Below are 17,658 nucleotides of genomic sequence, written 5' to 3' on the forward strand. Positions count from 1 at the left end.
CACCTGTGCCACAACCCCCGTCCCCCTGGCATACTACAGGATCCAACATCAATTCTACCATAGAGAAGCGGTTCTGTCAATCACTAACACTGCCGGGCATGCAAACTGAATTTTATGCAGCAGCCCGGCAGGATCTGATACCGAAGCGCCTTCCCAAAAAAAGGAAGCCCCCATCGCGTTTCTTTGGGTTTGGCAGCCTATTTGATGCCGGCGCTTAGGATGGCATTGAAGATCAGTTTATAGGTGTTATGCGCCTGCGCCCGATAGATGGGATTAAAAGCGAAGCAAACGATCCGGCCTTTTCCCATGGGAATTTCGCAGAGAGCGCTGCGGCCGTTGAGCTGCGCCTGCGGATCCAGCATCCAACCGGATAGCAGGAGATTCGAACTGGGATAATGAGCGAGAACCGTGCCGCTATCAACCGCTAAAGCACCCGAGCGCTGGAACCAGATGGGTTCTGCTTTTTCCGCACCCCAGGTTACCGGATGTTCGTTATTGACGAAAACACGCAGCAGAGAGCCGGGAATATAAAAATCTTTGGGAGGTAATTTAGCCAAGATGTTCCTGGCGGGGATTCCGAGTGTCTCAATGGCATAATCAACGGCGTGATCGATGGCGATCAGAACACCGCCGGCCTGGACAAAATCTTTCAAAGCCGCGGCACCCGCTTCGCCTAAACCACCAAAATAGGGAGCAGGAACCATGCTTTCCGGTAAACCTTCCTGAATCCGCTGTACCGGCATATTCGGCAGGATCAAGGCATCATACTTTTCAATCAGGTTGCCAGCCTGAATCAGCTCATTGCCGGGGCTCTCGAAGTCAAAGTGGAATTGTTCTAAAACAAAGCGCAGCCAGCCTTCATCCATTTCACCGGTCCAGCTCTTGTAGAGACCGAAACGGACGGGACGCAGACTGCAGGTAGGCAGTCCATTCTCCCAGGGGGTAATCACAAGACCTTTTTCCGCCCAGTCCTGCATCAATCTCGCCAGGCCGACCTGGGTTGGGATTACCCATAAACCGGCGGGGAGCACGGCCTCTTTGGTTTCGATGGTTTTGGTCAGACGTTCTACTTTGAAGCCATTTTGCAGTAAATCATTGACAAAAGCAAAGCCGTCGTTCAGTTTGGGATCGACAATGTAGCAGGAAGCATCGCTGCGGGGCGCCGCTGCGGCTTTCGGTGTCACATCAGAGAGGCGTGTCATCCTAACGCTCAGCGGCTCTGTGACCGTCACCGTATCGATGCCCATTAAGAGACCTTGCGTAAATGCGGTGACATCATAGGGACGCTGGGGCGGTCCGCCGGGATATTCGCGGATATCGGGGTAATCCTGGACCTCCAGCAGACATTTTGCAAAAGCAAAATAAGGCTGACCGGCAGGAATAATTACAGAACCGGCAGCATACGTCTTGCCATTGAAGCTGAACGGCTGATCCGCCGTATAGAGTTCGACTTGCCCAATCTGGAAGATGCGCAGCAGGCGGTAAACGCTGTCTGTCGCTCTTTGTCCGGCGGGAATTACAAAAGCGTAAGGCGCCCCCTGACGGTTCACTGCTTTGCGGCCGATCTGCAGGAAGTTGCGCAGCCAGGTTTCCCGGTTGCGGGCTGCGTGGGTAAGTAAGGCTTCGGTGGCCAGCCGTTCATACTCGATGATATCAGAAAGATGCCATTCGCCGCCGGTCCAGGGTTCCGGGAAATTCCAGGCGCGTACTTTTCCGTCATAACCGATACCCGTACTCAATTCTTCGAATTTTACACTGACCGGTGTGGCGATTTTGCAGGAGGCCGCTTCCGTCAGGATACGGATGCCGCCATGGGTATGTTGGAAGGCGCGCGCCGGGTTCCAGGCGTCATAAATGCCATGGATCAAGACGCCTTTTTTATCCTGAGCGGTGAGCTCCTGCGCCATGGCAGAGCCGATCCAGACGATTTCCTGCTGAATGATCGGATCCACATTCGGTTCAATGGGATCGACATAAGGCGGAATAAAGAAACGGGCGGCAGTGGTTCCCATTTGATGCATGTCATAGATAATTTGCGGATGCCATTGATTATGGATTTCCTCCACCGTCAGGCGATTTTCTACCTGGCTGAAGGTATACCAATCGCGGTTGTTATCATGTCCGACGTATTTTTGATAGAGCCAGGGCATGACGCCGCCTTCATAGGGAGTATCCAGATTTTTACGGTACCACTCTGTAATCATCTGATGTCCGTCCGGATTCAGGGAAGGGACCAGCACTAAAATAACGTTGTCCAAAATTTGTTCCGCATTTGGCATCGTTGCGGCAGCCAGGGAATAAGCCAGCGCCATGCTGTATTCGGGTCCGGCGATTTCGGTAGAATGAATTCCGCAGGAAATCATCACAATCGTTTTGCCGATGCGAATCAATTCCCTGGCATCCTCGTCCGATAAGCCTCTGGGATCAGCCAGACGCGCCTGGTTTTGCCGATGGGTTTCCAGATGTTTCATGTTGTATTCCGAGGAGATGATCAGATTGATGAAAGGTTTACCCTCGGTGGATTTTCCCATTTCAGTCAGTTTGACCCGTTCGGAAGCCGCAGCCAGATGTTCAAAATAGGCCAGCATCTGCGGCCAATCGGCCAGCGTGCGGTCACTGCCGGGCTCAAAGCCTAAGAATTCCTTTGGTGTCATGAGCTGCATAACAAACTACCTCCTTTAAAAAATCAGATTGCATGAATACTGATTATTGTTTCGCTGCAAGAAACATTTTCCCTGCCTGTCAGCAATAAATAAATAAAACCGCAGGCAATGTACGGCGGCATTTCCTGCGGTTTTCTCAAGGTTCCGTTATAAGACGGAGCGTAATGCATAGGCGGGTGCTTCCCGGCGCGCATCGGGGACGGTATAATTTTTGACTGTCTGATAAAAAGTGTGCATTGCCTGCAGCGCCGAAAAGACCTGATTGAGCTGCCGATCATTGACCGAATAGAGAAGATCCTGCAGGCAAAGCAGGATGGCGGAAGGCAGATAATATTCCGGTTCGCTGGCGGAGAAAAGAAATTCCGTGCTCATCGTACCCAGCGGCAAGGTGACCTGCAGCAGAGTGGTGACTTTATTGCTTACGGCAGCATGGTTATTGTCGCAGAGCAGCAATTCCAGATTCTCACCCAGAATATTGATCCGCTTTTCCATAGAAGTTTCTTTCTGCAGCATAAAGGGAATCATGGAGTCAAGATAAGCGACAAGCTGGCAGGCTTCTTCCAGACCGGTCAACTGAAATAGTACTTCGGCATAAGTGACCAAGAACAGGTGCAGCTGTAAACGAAAGACTTCATAATCCGGATCCAGGCGATGAAACTCCACGCAAGCCTGTTCGCGCTGAAAATAACTGACTTGCAAGCTGGCAATCGTTTGGATTTTCAGGCGGGGAGGAGCCGGCGGAGGTGTGAACGGAATGCCCGGTTTTACTGTCTCGTTATTTTTTTTAAAGATCGAGCCAAAATTATTGTGCTGCATAATCAAACCTCCACTGCTGTTATGGCACTGATTGCGGTTATCAGTCTCTTACTTTAACAATCATTTCGATTTCAACGGCAATACCTTCCGGTAATTCGGAAACACCAATGGCAGAGCGGGCATGTTGTCCGGCTTCACCGAACAAATCAAGCAAAAGCTGCGAAGCTCCGTTGAGAACGTTCGGCTGCTCGGAAAAGCCGGCGGCGGAACGGATAAAACCGAGTAACTTCCAAATTTCTTCGACGCGGTCCAAATCGCCGGTCAAAGACTGGATTGCCGCCAGACAATTGAGCACAGCCTCTCTGGCGGCGGCCTGACCGACAGCGATGCTGAAGTCGCTGCCGACCCGTCCGATATAACTGCGGGATCCGCAGCCGCTGGTATAGATCAGATTACCGATTTGTTTGGCCGGGCGGTAGATCCCCAGAGGAGCAGCAGGCGGGGGCAACACGATACCCAGTGTTTTTAAACGGTTTTCGATGTTTGACATTTTCCTCATCCTTTGCATTTTTATTTCATTTCTGCATCGTAAAATGGTTGTCCTGCCCTTTTTTAAGAAACATTCTGATAATTAGCATTTTTGTTTTTGAAATCGGCGTATTTCAGCCCACTTGCCGCACAGTCATTCGATCGAAAAAAGAATCTGCAGAGGAAACCGCTGCCTTGCTGTGCCGTCGCTTGATGTGTCACTGTCGGATTCCGTACCGGGATCAATCTGAGAAGGAGTTTGATCCTTCGAGAGTGAAAATATTGAAATGCAATGCGGGAATTCTGTATTCGGCAGCGGTTCGTGACCGGACAAGAGGTGCCGGCCGGCAGAAAGAAGGTTCTTTGACCTATGGAAGATACGCGTAAGGCTCGCCTGGCGCAGATGGAAGCCATCACAACCAAAGAAATGCGCAGCAAGATTTTTGATATGGCGTGGCCGGCTACGGTAGAGGCCGTGCTGCAAATGATGATTGGTATGGTCACCTCCGCAATGATCGGCCAGGTCAGCACCGTCGCCATCGGTGCCGTTGGTTTAGGCAAACGCATCACCCAATTGGTTTGGGCTTTGTTTGCCGCCATCGGTACCGGCTCAACCGTTATGGTTGCCCGATCCATCGGTGCAGGCAATCAGAAGGCAGCCAATCGTTTTGCGGAACAGGCGATTACCCTAACGTTAAGCATTATTTTAATCTTTACCTTGGTGCTCGTACTGTTTCCCGGTCGCCTGATCTCGCTTCTCTATGGGTCGACCGGCGAATTATTGGAGAACGCCACGCTCTATTTAAAGATCACGGCACTGGGCGTGCCGTTTATGTCGATTACCCAGGTGGTAGGCGCGCTGATGCGCGGCGCGGGCAATACAAAGGTGCCGATGATGGTTGCTTCCACCATGAACATCATCAATGCGGTTTTGGGTTATCTTTTGATTTTTGGTAAATTCGGCCTGCCCGCCCTGGGCTTGAAAGGGGCAGCCTGGGCGATGGTGATTGCGCAGGTGATCGGCGGTTTTATGGCGCTTTATATTCTGTATTTTCGTCAGAACAGTCTGTCGCTGCGGTTTAGCGGTCTGCGTTTTGTCTGGAAGGATACCAAACAGATCCTGAATATCGGCGTACCGGCGGCAACTGAAAATTTGTTCCTGCAATTCGGCGGAATTATGCTGACTTCCCTGGTAGCCTCTTTTGGTACGGTCTCGCTGGCGGCGCATCAGCAGGGAATGACGGCGGAATCGCTGTCGTATATGCCTTCTACCGGCTTTTCCATTGCGGCCACGGCATTCGTCAGCATGTCGGTCGGAGCCGGTTCGATTCCTCTGGCGCAGCGTTATGTCAAAGAACTGGTCAAATTGGATCTTGCGCTGACTGCTTTTACCGCTTCCATTCTCCTGTTCTTTCCGAAAGTGGTCTTCACGCTGCTGAGCAATGATCCGGCGGTGGTGAACCTGGGGGCGAAATATCTGATTCTGATGGGAATCTGCCAAATTCCGCAGCAGATGACCGGACTGCTCAACGGGGCGCTCAGAGGGGCGGGAGACACCAAAGCAACTATGGTGATCAGTTCCGTCGGTTATTGGCTGGTCCGTTTGCCGTTGTCTTATTTATTATCCCGCTATTTCAATCTTGGCATTATGGGTGTCTGGTATGCCATGACCATTGATATTTTCGTCCGGTTCGCGATGAGCTTTACGCGTTATCAAATCATGGGGACCTGGAAAAAGAAAGCACTGCAGGATACGATTAATTAAAGAAAAACAAAAAACCTTTGCGGCGGCCTCAAAAGGTCAGCCAAACCGCAAAGGTTTTTTATGTTTGATAGAGTGAAGAAGGTAAATCACGCAGACAATCGGCAATGGTGCCGCTGTAATAGACGGCGAGGCGATGTAAAGGCCGGGTCAGCGCAACATAGAGCAGATGTCGGTCCGCCTTGCTGTTGCTGTAGACGGTGTTTTCGGCATCTGCCACAAAACAGGCGTCAAATTCCAAACCTTTGGCTAAGAACACCGGCAGGACCACGATTTTACTTTGATATCGATCGGTCTCCTCGCTGATTAATTCCACTTCCCCGGGCAAAAGAGCCTGCAGGGCCTGATACAATTTCCGGCAGTTTTGGCTGCCTTTGCATAAAACGGCAAAGGTATTCAGATCGGCATGCTGCTGCCAGATTTTGATTTGCGCCACGACCGCCGCCGCTTTTTGCTGCCAGGCTTTAGGACCGGCCGCAAAGCCGTGCAGCACCGGTAAATCACCGGTGTGACGCACCGCTTCTGCAGCGGTGGTGTTTTCCTGCAGCAGCAGCGTATTCGCTAAGTTGATGATTTCTGCCGAACTGCGGTAGCTGCGCCTCATTTCGCGGTAAACGATCTGCTTGTCGTGGATGATATCATCCATCAGGCTGCTCCAATCGGTCAGGCCGCGCTGCGGATAGATGCCTTGCGCCAGATCGCCGACGATGGTCATGGAAGTGGTATCTCCCAGCAAACGGCGGATCATAAAAAACTCCGCCGGATTTAAATCCTGCGCCTCATCGATGACGACATGGATATACTGCTCTTTTAAACCGTATAATAGTTCTTTCAGACGCAGCAGAAGAGCGAGATCTTCCTGATCCAGATGGCTGACCGCGCGATTATGATGGGAAACCATGGCGCTGCGCAGTTCCGCTGACAATTCCGGCCAGAAACGGCTGAGGTTTTCTTCATTGCCCAGCAGTTCCTGATACAAATTGAGCAGGGAAAGCTGTTTCGGCATTTGCTGCCGGTACTGCTTCAGCGCCAGGTCCACTTGTGCCTGCAGGCGTTTGAGGGCATCGTCACGTTCCTGCAGCAGCTGAATCGCCTTGGGGTTGGGCATATGCTGCAAATGAACCGGGAAGCGGCTGCGTACTATTTCCAGACGGCGTTCGTAATAGTCGTAAATCTCTTCTTTTGCCTTCGCGCTGCGCCGTTTACTCTGAATTTGCAGCCAACGGTGCATGATTTTCACTCGTTTGTCGAGCGGCAGATGCTTCAGGTCGTCATAACGCAGTTTCATGTCGTCGTGTTTTGCCAAAACGACACCGTCTGCCGTCATTAAATCCTCAGCCGGCAGAATCACACCGACCAGAAACGAGAAATAGCGGTCGATGGCAGCAATCGCCGCCAGACTCCCTTTGACTTGCAGCAGTTCCGCTTCTTTCTGCAGAGGAGGCTGAATCGCGCTGGCTGTCTGATTGCAGTAACGGGTCATCCATTGCGCCGTGGTTTGCAGGTTGATTTTTTGATCGATTTGTTCCAGAACAATTTCTGCAAAGGTTTTCTGCCGGCAGCGCCGGATATCCAAATCCGGCATGACGGAAGCGATGTAACCGAAAAATAAACGGCTCGGTGTCAGAATCAGGGTATCTTCCGGGTAAATCTCCTTGCGTTTGGCATAGAGCAAATAGGACATGCGATGCAAGGCGACGGATGTTTTACCGCTGCCGGCCACACCTTGCACAACCAAAGGCTGCGTAAAAGGTAAGCGGATGATTTCGTTTTGATCTTTTTGGATGGTAGAGATGATGTCCTTCATACCGGTGCCGGCATTTTCCCGTAAACGCGATAAGAGAAAATCATCAATGCCGGCCGCTTCTTCCTGGTCGGAAATTTCCTTCAGACAGCCGCTCTCTATTAAAATCCGTCGCAGCAAATGCAATTCCACTTCAATCGGACCGTAAGGGCCCTCAAAATGGGTGCGGCCCTGGATACCGGCATAATAAAGGTCAGCGACCGGAGCGCGCCAGTCAACAATCAATTGAGTGCCGTTTTCCTCGTTTTCCACACCCAGTTTGCCTAAGTATAATACTTCGGTCGGCGGAGTATTGTCGCGGACTCTGACGCCGCCCCTGGATTCCTTATTACCGACATGCTCGAAATTGACATTGTGCTGAAATTCATACTCCAGGGTGGAAAGATCTATACGACCGAAATAGGGATCTTTTTCAGCCAGACTCAGCACCGTACGGCGGGTCAAAGCGGCTTCGACCCGGGTCATTTCCAATTGCTGCGCCTGTGTCAGATCCTCCGGCTTTTTCGCATCGGCGAGATTGCTCAGAATTTCGTCGATTTCTGCCTGAGAGGAATGAGCCTGCTCCACCAGTTTTTCTTTCCACTGCTGAATCTGCTCCAGAGTCATGCGGAGATGATGCGTTTCTTCCAAGTAAGCGGCATGGGCAGCGGCACGCATAATAAATCGTCCCCCTTTATGCGAAACACTTGACAAACGAGTAAAAAGAGGCGAAAATAAAAGACAAAGATGAATTTTAATTATACCCTTTTGTCCGGAAAAAGAAAAGAGAAATACATAATCATTTTAAATCTTCTGTAACGAGGCAAAATGATTACAAATCAGCTAATTTCTAAAGCATCTCTGGGCAATTCTTGCTGAGAAAGTGCGACGCGATGAAAAGAAGGTGCAGGATGACAATGACAATGGTGGATATCATCAACGCAAAACGGGAAGGACAGACGCTCAGCCGCGCAGAAATAGCTTATTTTGTAGAGCAATACGCCGAAGGACTGATTCCGGATTATCAGGCGGCCGCTTTATTGATGGCTATCTGCTGCAGGGGAGCGGATGAGCGGGAAACTTTTGATTTAACGGAAGCGATGCTGAAGTCCGGCAAAGAGCTGGATTTGCAGCGGATCGCGGGAATCAAAGTCGATAAACACAGTACGGGCGGGGTTGGGGACAAGCTGACGCTGGTCGCGGCGCCGCTGGCTGCGGCGGCCGGTGTGAAGGTCGCGAAGATGAGCGGCAGGGGTTTGGGGCATACCGGAGGAACTCTGGATAAATTAGAGTCAATCCCCGGCTTTCACAGTGTAATGGAACCGGAAGCCTTTATCAGACAGGTGGATCGCATGGGACTGGCGATTATCGGCCAGACGCATGATCTGGTGCCTGCCGATCAGAAACTCTATGCCTTGCGGGATGTCACCGGAACCGTTCAGTCGATTCCCCTGATTGCTGCCAGCATCATGTCCAAAAAGTTGGCGGCCGGCAGCAATAAGATTCTGTTGGATGTGACGGTTGGCAACGGAGCATTTATGAAAACCGAAGCGGAAGCGGTGGAATTGGCGCGGTTGATGGTAGCGATCGGCAAGACTGCCGGACGTGAAACGGTGGCTGTACTGACCGACATGAGTGAACCTTTGGGTTATGCGATCGGCAATTCTCTGGAAATTGAAGAAGCCATGGCGGCGCTGAACGGAGGCGGACCGCAGGACCTGCGCGAATTGGCGTTATTCTTTGCCGCTGAAATGCTGAAATTAGCCGGATTGAGTCAGGCTGAAGCGCAAGACCGCCGCCGCCTGGAGGAATTGTTGGATCATGGCCAGGCTTTGGCAAAGTTTCTGGAGATGGTCTCCCTCCAGGGCGGGAACACGCGGGTATTGCTGCGGCATCAGTTGCCGCGTGCCAAATTTCACCTGCCTGTTCTTGCGAAGGCAGCCGGCTGGATTCAAGAAATCGATACCCTGAGTTTAGGAAAAATGGTTGTGGAACTGGGCGGCGGACGGAAAGTGATAGGAGAAAAGATCGATCACTCGGTTGGTTTGCTGCTGGAGCGAAAAAAAACGGACCCGATTGAGCCAAATCAAGTCCTGCTCACGATCGATACCAATGAAAGTGAGCCGGAAAAACAGCTGCTCTTGGAAGAAACAGCCCGGCAGGCATTCGTCCTGAGTCCGCAACCGGTGCGGCGTTCCTCTTCCATTCTGCAGATCATCCACTGAACCGGGAGAGATTACGTGCTCAATTCAGAAATTGCAATAGGGAAAGGTGAATCGGATGACAAAAAAATCGGATCAGTCGCATAAAAACAAAAACGCAGCCAAACACGGCACGGAGATTGAACGCTCTTTCTTCGGTTTGGACAGCCGTGTGGTGATGCTTGCCCTCTATTTGGGCAGCAGCATCTTCTTTTTCCTGCTGAAATCACCGCTTGTTTTCGCGGTATTTTGGTTACTGTCCTTATTGGCCTGTCAGTTCAGCAAAGACGAATTGGTACAACTGCATGCCTTGCAGGCTGCCGCCATCCATATGATTGCTTTCTTGTTCCGTTTGCTGATTAATCTGATCAGCAGTTTTATTATTTCTTACATCACCCAAAGCGGCGGCGGAGAACTGGAATTGGCGCAGCCGGCGCAAATCATGGGTTGGTTTTCTCTGGCGCTGTCTTTACTGGTGCTGGCTGCGCAAATCTTGGCTTCGGAAACAGCGATGCGCGGATTGCAGCTGAAATTGCCTGTACTCTATGCTTTCGGAAAAGCAATGGCTCGTTTCTTTCTGCCCGGATCTGCCGCTGGCCAGGAGTAGTGGCTTTACACCAGGAAAAGAAGCCGGCAGCACGGAATAGCTCCCGGCGGCACGGAATAACTTCCGGCGGCACGGAATAGCTCCCGGCAGCGCGGCGCCGTCTGACCGGTTGCCGCACATACAAAAATTGCTTCCTTTTTTTCCGAGGGACGGGGATGGGATCAGCCGCAAGAGGCACACCCCCTAAAACCCTGGCGGAAAGGGAAGCTTTTTATCTACGGATTACTTTAAAAACATACAGGTAGGAACAGACAAAAGGGCTGGACAAAAGCGAACGATAGATTTATAATAATCATATCTTGTTGGATATGGTCCGAACAAAAAACTGAAAGGGATGGTTTATGTTGGCAAAAACAGCAAATGATGTCTTGGCAATGGCCAAAGAGAACAATGTGCGGTTCGTCGAGCTTCAATTGATTGATATCCTGGGATCTCAGAAAACAGTTTCGATTCCCGTTACGCAATTGGATAAAGCGCTCAACAATGAGATTGCATTTGATGGTTCCTCCATTGAAGGGTTTGTCCGGATCAATGAAGCGGATATGCTGCTTTATCCGGACCCGAATACTTTTGTGATCTACCCCTGGCTGAGCGGCAGGCAGACAACAGCCAGACTGTTGTGCGATGTGCATAATCCGGACGGGACTCCTTTTGCCGGTGACCCGCGCGGCGTTTTGAAAAAAGTGGTCAAAGAAGCGGAAGCGATGGGTTTCCAGTTGTGCGCCGGCACCGAAGCGGAATTCTTCTTATTTGAACAGGGAGAAAATGGCTGTCCGACGGTCAGGACGTTTGACAAAGGTTACTACTTTGATACGGATCCAACCGATAAAAGTGAAGAAGCGCGCCGCGATATGGTCATCACTTTAGAGGAAATGGGTTTTTCCATTGAAGCGGCGCATCATGAAAATGCGCATGGTCAGCATGAGATCGATTTTAAATATGCCGGCGCGATCGAAACTGCGGATAATATCGCTACCTTGAAGACAGTGGTTCGCATTGTCGCACGCAGCCATGGCATGCATGCAACTTTTATGCCGAAACCGATTGCCGGTGTTGCCGGTTCCGGTATGCACATCCATCAATCGGTCTTTCAAAATGGTGTCAATGCTTTTTATGATGAGAAGCGTCCGCAGGGATTATCGCGGATGGCAGAGTCCTATATCGCCGGGTTGATGGATCATGCCGGTGCGATGACAGCCATTACCAATCAGCTGGTCAATTCCTATAAGCGGCTGGTTCCCGGACATGAAGCGCCGGTCTATATTGCCTGGGCGATGGCGAACCGCAGCCCCCTGATTCGAATCCCCAGCCGGCGCGGGATTGGCACGCGGATTGAATTGCGCAGCCCGGACTGTTCCTGCAATCCGTATCTGGCGCTGGCGGTCAGCATGAAAGCCGGCCTGGATGGAATCAAACGCCAGCTGGTTCCGCCGGCTCCCATCTCGGATAATATTTATGAGCTGGACGAAAAGCAGCGTCAGATCCGGAATATTCTTTCCTTACCCGGTGATTTGAATCAGGCAATGGACGCCTTGAAAGCGGATGCCTTGATGCGTGAAACACTAGGCGAACATGTCTTTCAGAGCTTCCTCAATGCCAAGAGCCAGGAATGGGCCGATTATTCTCAGCAGGTGCACGAGTGGGAATTGAATCGCTATCTCTGGAGTTTCTAAATCAAAGCGAACACAGATCAACCGCTGCCATGGGTTTCACTGAAATCCGGCGGCGGTTGTTCTGCCGTGCGGCAGCGTTTAGAAAGGCGGCAGAATCCGACAATGCGCCGCGCTGGCTCAGAATACCGTTCAGGGCTGAAAAAAATTGCAAATTTATTTATAAAAAGCTGGAAACAAGAAAGGAATTTTCAAAAGAGTGTCGAAAGAAAAAATTAATACATAGAGCAGCGGCAATCAGTGTTTCAGTAAAAAGAAAAGAAATCCGAAAGTAAAGCCGGCAAAAGCGATCCATCGTTTTCTTTCACAATGCGGCGGTGAAAACAGAGCGATATCGTTTCCCCGGCCGGGCGGAATTATTTGTATCGCGCAGCGGCTCTCTGTAAAGTCTTGAATTTGAAAGGAGTGAACGATGAAGATGAAAAAGACACTGTTTCTGGTACTGATGATCGTTGCTTTACTCTGTTTTTCCGGTGCGGCAATGGCACAGAGCTTTTCCGATATGCCGAACAATTGGTCAACCGAAGCTCTTCAGCAGGCGGTAGCGAACGGGCTGCTGTTCGGCAGCGACGGACTCTTAAAACCGAATGATTCGCTGAAAAGAGCGGAACTGGCCGCAATTGTTGTCAGAGCGTTTGGAACCAAAGCAGCCGCGGACATTTCACGCTTTTCTGATGTAGATGCCGACGCCTGGTATGCTGTTGAGATGGCCAAGGCGGTTGAGATGAAAGTGATGGAAGGGGATGGGGTCAGGCTCAACCCGGAAGATGCGGTCAGCCGCGAACAGGCATTTGCTGTTTTAGCCAGAGCGTTCCATATTGCCAACGGCAGCAAAGCAGATTACGCCGGTTTCCTCGATGCTGCTTTCGTCAGCAGCTGGTTTGAAGCCGAAATGGGCGGTATGGTCAAGGCCGGCTATGTCTGCGGCAGCGACAATAGATTAATGCCGCTCAGTCCCATATCACGGGCTGAGTTTGCGCAGGTCATGCATAACCTGGTTCAGACCTATGTGGTTACTCCGGCTACTTATACCGATGATTACGCAGGCAATGTGCTGGTCAGAGTATCCGATGCCCGCTTCGAGGGTGTGACTTTCAACGGCAATCTGATTGCCGGCGACGGCATTGATACCGGTAATATTTACCTGAAGGACTGCACCGTTAAAGGCGAAGTCATTATCCGCGGCGGCGGCATGAATTCCGTTGTGATCATGGGCGGTAATTATCCGAATGGTATTACCATTGCAGCCACACCGTCCGGAGGAACCCGTATCTTTACCACGGATGCCGGCGGTCTGGAAGTTGCGATTGCCGAAACTGCTGCCAATGAGACCGTGAAAATCGAAGGCAGTATCGCCAAAGTAATCGTCGATGCCGAAAATGCCAATTTGGAAATTGCTGACAATACGGTGGTTGCTTCCCTGGTTGTCAACAGCAACAATACGACAGTCACCAGTAGCGGCAGCGGCGCCATTACGGATGTTCAGGTCAATGTTCCCGCCCAAAGCAGTCCCGCCGATGCGGTCATTACCCTGAATGCCAACATGACGAATGTCACGGTCAATACCGAGACGAATGTCACGATGACCAACGCTACTGTCACAACGCTCACCGTCGCTCCGACAGCGGCTGCCACAACAGTGAATGTCGGTGCCGATGCAACCGTGACAACAATTAAAGTCAACGCAGAACAGACGACCGTTCTGGCTGCTGAAGGCGCCGCAATTACTACAGTCAATGTTACAGCCGATAATGTGACCGTAACGGCGCCGGGCACAGCGGTCTCCGTTGTAGTCGCTGCATCGGTCACCGGTTCGGAGGTCAACGGCACTGCCGTAGCGGCCAACACGACAACGACCGTGACCGAAACAGGAACTGCCACCACAACCCCGACCACACCGCCGGTGGTAACACCGCCTGTGGAAGAAGAGACACCGGCTGCAACAATCACTGCATTCTCCGTGACAATGTCGGATAATTCTGTTGTTGATGCAACCATAGCAGGCAATGTTATTAATTTAGATTTGTCCGCTGTGGTGCCTTCTTACCATTTTGTTTCTGCAACTGTTTCGACCTCTTATGCCAACACGATGGCCGGCGAGGGCTTAACTATCAAAAAGACAACCATTACAAATCAAGGTGTTGTATTGACAGTAGGCAGCTTAGCTGATTTGTATAAGAAATACAACTTTACCGGCACTGTTTCAGGTTCCGGCACCAGCACTACAATGACACTTCATGTGATTATGCCTGATGTTACGGGTGTCTCCGCCGAGCTTAGCATAACAAAAGACGGATTAAAGACCTTAATGCAAGGTTTACTCTTACCAGCAGACTACAGCACATTAGTTGCCTATTATAAAAACACGGTATCGCAGTAATTTTGCTTTCGGCTTTCTCACAGCTGATATCGCTATCCAGATAGCGATTTTGAGCGGGGCGGTTCTGCACCGCCCCGCTCATAGTTTTTTCATAACATAAAATCGATAAAGCTTTTCCGGAAAGGAGGCAGTCCGATGAAACGTTTTTGGGTCGTCTTAATTTGTGTCGTCAGTTTGGTTATCACGATTGGTTTAGTCAGTACTTATTGGATGGGCGATTATCTCTTCCGCAATATGCTGCGGCTCGATAGTTCAGAAGTATTCTCTTCGCAGGAAAATCCGGTTTTACCGCCGGCAACGGAGAAAACAAGAGAAACAACAACGGCGGAACAGCCTGTGCCGCCGGCTGCCTCTGCCGTGCCGCCAGCCTCTCCGGAGATTTCTCTGCCGGCAAAGCCGCAACCGCCGCTCAATGCGGAACCGATTACAGCCTCGCCGCAAACGCAGCCGGGCTCGCCGTCTTCTGACCCGATAACGGCAGCACCTCCCGTCACCGATCCCCCGCGGGCAGCCGGGCAGCCAACTGTGACGCAGCCGCAATTGACGGAAGAGGAAATCATGGCTTCGGTGGAAAGCGGCGACAAATTTTCCGTTGCCATGCTGGTCCTTTCGAACTTAACTTCAGCGGATCTTTCCACACTGTTTGAGATGGTCAATGACGGTGTGCTGACAGCGCCAGAGAAAGAAGCTGCGAAAGCGATCTGCTACAGCCGGTTCAGCGGTGAAGATTTGCAGAAAGTAAAAGCGTATTATGAAAAATATAAAGGAAATTTAACGATGATCACGAAATAACGGGGCAGAGGTTACAGATTACCCTGTGTTCTGTTTTACACATACAATTAGGTATCTGTTTCACGTTGTACTTGGCGGTCAATACAACAAGCCCGGTTTTAATACCGCAGTACGGCCGGCTGCCGGCGAGACGGCAGGAACAAACTATGACCGGTCTGAAAGCCAATGCGGAATCGGGAAACAAGACCGACTGCCGCATCCAGTTAGGTTCAACCGTGGCAGTCAGCAATTGAACAGGGCAAGCAGGAAGTTTGCTCAAACGTGGAGAATTTGATCACAGCAAGCGGTGTTCCGAAGCGATCACCGATTTGCCTGTGACAGCTGTCCTTTTTCCAATTTCGCACCTCAGCCGGAGATCATGCCTGAATTGAGCGCGATTGGGCCGCTGAGCGGAACTCTGTGGGGTTTGAGTTCACGCCATAGGCAAGCAGGAGCGTGTCATGCCGTGTGAAAGATATCATCTCTTAAAAAATCAGCGAATTTCAACCGATACTGAAAAAATGCGGCGAGGCGATGCATTGCTGCAGCCGGGGAAATTGAGAATCAGCAAGGTATTGATGCGATAAAAGCAGACGGTCTTTTGGACGGAACGGTTTCTGCCAAACATCTGAGGTCAGTAAAAAATACAGCGGAAAGCCATGCACTAAGAACACAGCACTTTTTTCCCTAATGCTGAACAGCTGAAGTGTGCATGAGGTGGGGGATAATATGGAACTTGATTTGAGAAAATTGATTGCAATCCTGTTGGAAAAATGGTGGATCGTTCTTTTGAGTGTAATCGTAGGCGCTTCTGTTGCCTTCGCTGTTTTTCGGTTTTGGGTGGATCCGGTTTATACTACCTCAACCACCCTCTATGTTTATAATTCGGAGAACCGAACGACGGGTGCACTGACGACCGGCGATTTAACGGTGGCGCGCAATATGGTCAGCACTTATGTGGTTCTATTGAAAAGTGATTCTGTGCTCAGCGAAGTAGCCAGACAAACCAATTTAGGATATAGCGCCGCTCAAATCAAAGCCATGATCAGCGCATCTTCCGAAAACAATACGGAAGTCATCAAGGTCATGGTTGAAAACACAAATCCCGAACATGCGCAAATCATCGCCAACACGCTCCTGGCGGTCGGCGCCGAAAAAATTGTCAAAGTCATGAAAGCCGGTTCGGTCGAGGTGATTGATGAAGCAAAACTGCCGACCATACCTTCCGGTCCCAATGTTATGCTCAACACGATCATCGGCGCTCTCCTGGGTCTGATGATTTCGGTGATGGGGATTCTGCTGCTTGAAATGTTTGATACCACCATCAAATCCGAAGAGGATATTAAAGAGATGTTCGATATCCCCGTGGTTGGTGTCATCCCTACCATCCCGGCCAACACGTCAGGGAAAAAGGGAGGCAGTCAGAAACATGAATAGCAAGAAAAGTCAAAGACAGGATCTGGTTTTATCGGCGCAGACTCCGTTTGCGGTGGTTGAAGCGTACAAGGCAGCCCGGACGAATTTTATGTTTATGCTAAGCGGCAGCGGCAAAAAAGAAATGATTTTCACCAGCGCTATTGCCGCAGAGGGAAAGACAACGACCTGTATCAATTTAGCGATTACCTTTGCGCAGACCGGTTCCCGGGTCTTGATCGTGGATGCGGATATGCGGAAACCCAGAGTTCACCGTTTGCTGAAGGTACCGGCTTCACCGGGCTTGAGTGATCGCTTGGGTAATTTAACGCAGTCGGAGTGTATTTATAGCACTGCCTATGAGAATGTTTTTGTCCTGCCGGCCGGAACACTGCCGCCGAATTCGGCGGAATTGCTGGCTTCCGAGGCGATGATGCGCCTGCTGACTGAATTTAACGAGAGGTTTGATTACATCTTTCTTGATACGCCGCCGGTCGACGTGGTGACCGATGCGGCGGTACTGGCCAGCCGCTGTCATGGCTTGGTATTAGTCGCACGGGAGGGTTTCAGCAGCAAAGAAGTCTTGCAGTCGGCGGTAAGCGCTCTGGAGCAAGCCGGTGTGAATATTTTGGGTATCGTTTTAAATGATGTGGATGTCGGCAAATATGCGAACCGTTATCGCTATAACAGCAAATATGGCCGTTACAGTTACAAATATGGTTATAAATACGGTCATAAATCGGCCTATGAGGAAGAAAATGAATCGCGTTGATTTCCATGCGCATTTGCTTCCCGGTGTGGATCACGGCAGCAAGGACTTGGCTACGTCGCTGAAGCAACTGCAGGCTGCCAAAAAGGCAGGTGTGGGTACCGTGGTAACCACACCTCATTTTTATGCCTGGCAGCAGGATTTGGCAACCTTTTTGCCGCTCAGAGAAAACGCCCTGCAATTGCTGCAAGGCTATGCCGCCGAGCAGAACATAGAATTGATCTCCGCCGCGGAAGTGACACTTTGCATGGAATTGCCCAACCTGCCGGCTTTGGAGCAGCTGTGTATCGGCAGTACGAATTATATCCTGATTGAAATGCCGCCGGAGAGTTGGGGAACCTGGGCCTATGATGCC

14 protein-coding genes are annotated in these 17,658 nt (G+C 50.8%); 10 read left to right on the forward strand and 4 right to left on the reverse strand.

Annotation, left to right across the window (positions count from 1 at the left end; genetic code table 11):
* Window positions 1-197: 197 nt before the first annotated feature.
* From LLG09_03665 to LLG09_03675, 3 genes are all read right to left on the reverse strand, one after another.
* On the reverse strand, window positions 198-2,663 hold the full coding sequence (locus LLG09_03665; protein ID MCE5196209.1) for a M14 family metallopeptidase: 2,466 nt from the start codon (window positions 2,661-2,663) through the stop codon (window positions 198-200).
* Between the two features lie 147 nt (window positions 2,664-2,810).
* On the reverse strand, window positions 2,811-3,479 hold the full coding sequence (locus LLG09_03670) for a hypothetical protein (protein MCE5196210.1): 669 nt from the start codon (window positions 3,477-3,479) through the stop codon (window positions 2,811-2,813).
* A 40-nt stretch (window positions 3,480-3,519) separates the two neighbouring features.
* Window positions 3,520-3,969 carry a RidA family protein gene (locus LLG09_03675; protein MCE5196211.1) on the reverse strand — a complete coding sequence of 150 codons (450 nt, stop codon included), beginning with the start codon at window positions 3,967-3,969 and terminating at the stop codon, window positions 3,520-3,522.
* 348 nt (window positions 3,970-4,317) lie between these two features.
* Here LLG09_03675 and LLG09_03680 point away from each other — a divergent pair, with 348 nt between their 5' ends.
* Entirely contained in the window at window positions 4,318-5,712 is a 1,395-nt protein-coding gene (locus LLG09_03680) for an MATE family efflux transporter (protein MCE5196212.1), read from the forward strand.
* Window positions 5,713-5,770: 58 nt separating this feature from the next.
* Here LLG09_03680 and LLG09_03685 read toward each other — a convergent pair whose 3' ends face one another.
* Window positions 5,771-8,170: a UvrD-helicase domain-containing protein gene (locus LLG09_03685; GenBank protein MCE5196213.1), complete on the reverse strand. Its 2,400-nt coding sequence runs from the start codon at window positions 8,168-8,170 to the stop codon at window positions 5,771-5,773.
* A 233-nt stretch (window positions 8,171-8,403) separates the two neighbouring features.
* Between LLG09_03685 and LLG09_03690 the strand changes: the two genes are divergently transcribed.
* The 9 genes from LLG09_03690 to LLG09_03730 form a co-directional block, all read left to right on the forward strand.
* The gene (locus LLG09_03690) at window positions 8,404-9,717 is read left to right on the forward strand and encodes a thymidine phosphorylase (protein ID MCE5196214.1); all 1,314 of its coding nucleotides are present in this window, start codon (window positions 8,404-8,406) and stop codon (window positions 9,715-9,717) included.
* 55 nt (window positions 9,718-9,772) lie between these two features.
* Window positions 9,773-10,300, forward strand: a complete 528-nt coding sequence (locus LLG09_03695; GenBank protein MCE5196215.1) for a hypothetical protein — start codon at window positions 9,773-9,775, stop codon at window positions 10,298-10,300.
* A 341-nt stretch (window positions 10,301-10,641) separates the two neighbouring features.
* Entirely contained in the window at window positions 10,642-11,973 is a 1,332-nt protein-coding gene (gene glnA / locus LLG09_03700) for a type I glutamate--ammonia ligase (protein MCE5196216.1), read from the forward strand.
* Window positions 11,940-12,245 carry a hypothetical protein gene (locus LLG09_03705; GenBank protein ID MCE5196217.1) on the forward strand — a complete coding sequence of 102 codons (306 nt, stop codon included), beginning with the start codon at window positions 11,940-11,942 and terminating at the stop codon, window positions 12,243-12,245. Before glnA ends, LLG09_03705 begins: the two co-directional genes overlap by 34 nt.
* A gap of 143 nt (window positions 12,246-12,388) precedes the next feature.
* Complete coding sequence (locus LLG09_03710; protein ID MCE5196218.1) at window positions 12,389-14,350, forward strand: S-layer homology domain-containing protein; 1,962 nt, start codon at window positions 12,389-12,391, stop codon at window positions 14,348-14,350.
* A gap of 135 nt (window positions 14,351-14,485) precedes the next feature.
* Window positions 14,486-15,142, forward strand: a complete 657-nt coding sequence (locus LLG09_03715) for a hypothetical protein (protein ID MCE5196219.1) — start codon at window positions 14,486-14,488, stop codon at window positions 15,140-15,142.
* Between the two features lie 708 nt (window positions 15,143-15,850).
* A complete protein-coding gene (locus LLG09_03720) occupies window positions 15,851-16,558 on the forward strand; it encodes a capsular biosynthesis protein (protein ID MCE5196220.1) in 708 nt (235 codons plus the stop codon).
* A complete protein-coding gene (locus LLG09_03725; protein MCE5196221.1) occupies window positions 16,551-17,306 on the forward strand; it encodes a CpsD/CapB family tyrosine-protein kinase in 756 nt (251 codons plus the stop codon). The genes LLG09_03720 and LLG09_03725 overlap by 8 nt, the downstream gene beginning before the upstream one ends.
* On the forward strand, window positions 17,293-17,658 hold a 366-nt coding region (locus LLG09_03730), incomplete at its 3' end, for a hypothetical protein (GenBank protein ID MCE5196222.1). The genes LLG09_03725 and LLG09_03730, both read left to right, overlap by 14 nt.

It is taken from the genome of Negativicutes bacterium, assembly GCA_021372785.1.
Taxonomy (GTDB): Bacteria; Bacillota; JAAYKD01; order JAAYKD01; family JAAYKD01; genus JAJFTT01.

Coding starts and splice junctions, on each gene's coding strand:
- LLG09_03665 (MCE5196209.1), bottom strand. CDS start 2,663: ATGCAGCTCATGACACCAAAGGAATTCTTAGGCTTTGAGCCCGGCAGT.
- LLG09_03670 (MCE5196210.1), bottom strand. CDS start 3,479: ATGCAGCACAATAATTTTGGCTCGATCTTTAAAAAAAATAACGAGACA.
- LLG09_03675 (MCE5196211.1), bottom strand. CDS start 3,969: ATGTCAAACATCGAAAACCGTTTAAAAACACTGGGTATCGTGTTGCCC.
- LLG09_03680 (MCE5196212.1), top strand. CDS start 4,318: ATGGAAGATACGCGTAAGGCTCGCCTGGCGCAGATGGAAGCCATCACA.
- LLG09_03685 (MCE5196213.1), bottom strand. CDS start 8,170: ATGCGTGCCGCTGCCCATGCCGCTTACTTGGAAGAAACGCATCATCTC.
- LLG09_03690 (MCE5196214.1), top strand. CDS start 8,404: ATGACAATGACAATGGTGGATATCATCAACGCAAAACGGGAAGGACAG.
- LLG09_03695 (MCE5196215.1), top strand. CDS start 9,773: ATGACAAAAAAATCGGATCAGTCGCATAAAAACAAAAACGCAGCCAAA.
- glnA (MCE5196216.1), top strand. CDS start 10,642: ATGTTGGCAAAAACAGCAAATGATGTCTTGGCAATGGCCAAAGAGAAC.
- LLG09_03710 (MCE5196218.1), top strand. CDS start 12,389: ATGAAAAAGACACTGTTTCTGGTACTGATGATCGTTGCTTTACTCTGT.
- LLG09_03715 (MCE5196219.1), top strand. CDS start 14,486: ATGAAACGTTTTTGGGTCGTCTTAATTTGTGTCGTCAGTTTGGTTATC.
- LLG09_03720 (MCE5196220.1), top strand. CDS start 15,851: ATGGAACTTGATTTGAGAAAATTGATTGCAATCCTGTTGGAAAAATGG.
- LLG09_03725 (MCE5196221.1), top strand. CDS start 16,551: ATGAATAGCAAGAAAAGTCAAAGACAGGATCTGGTTTTATCGGCGCAG.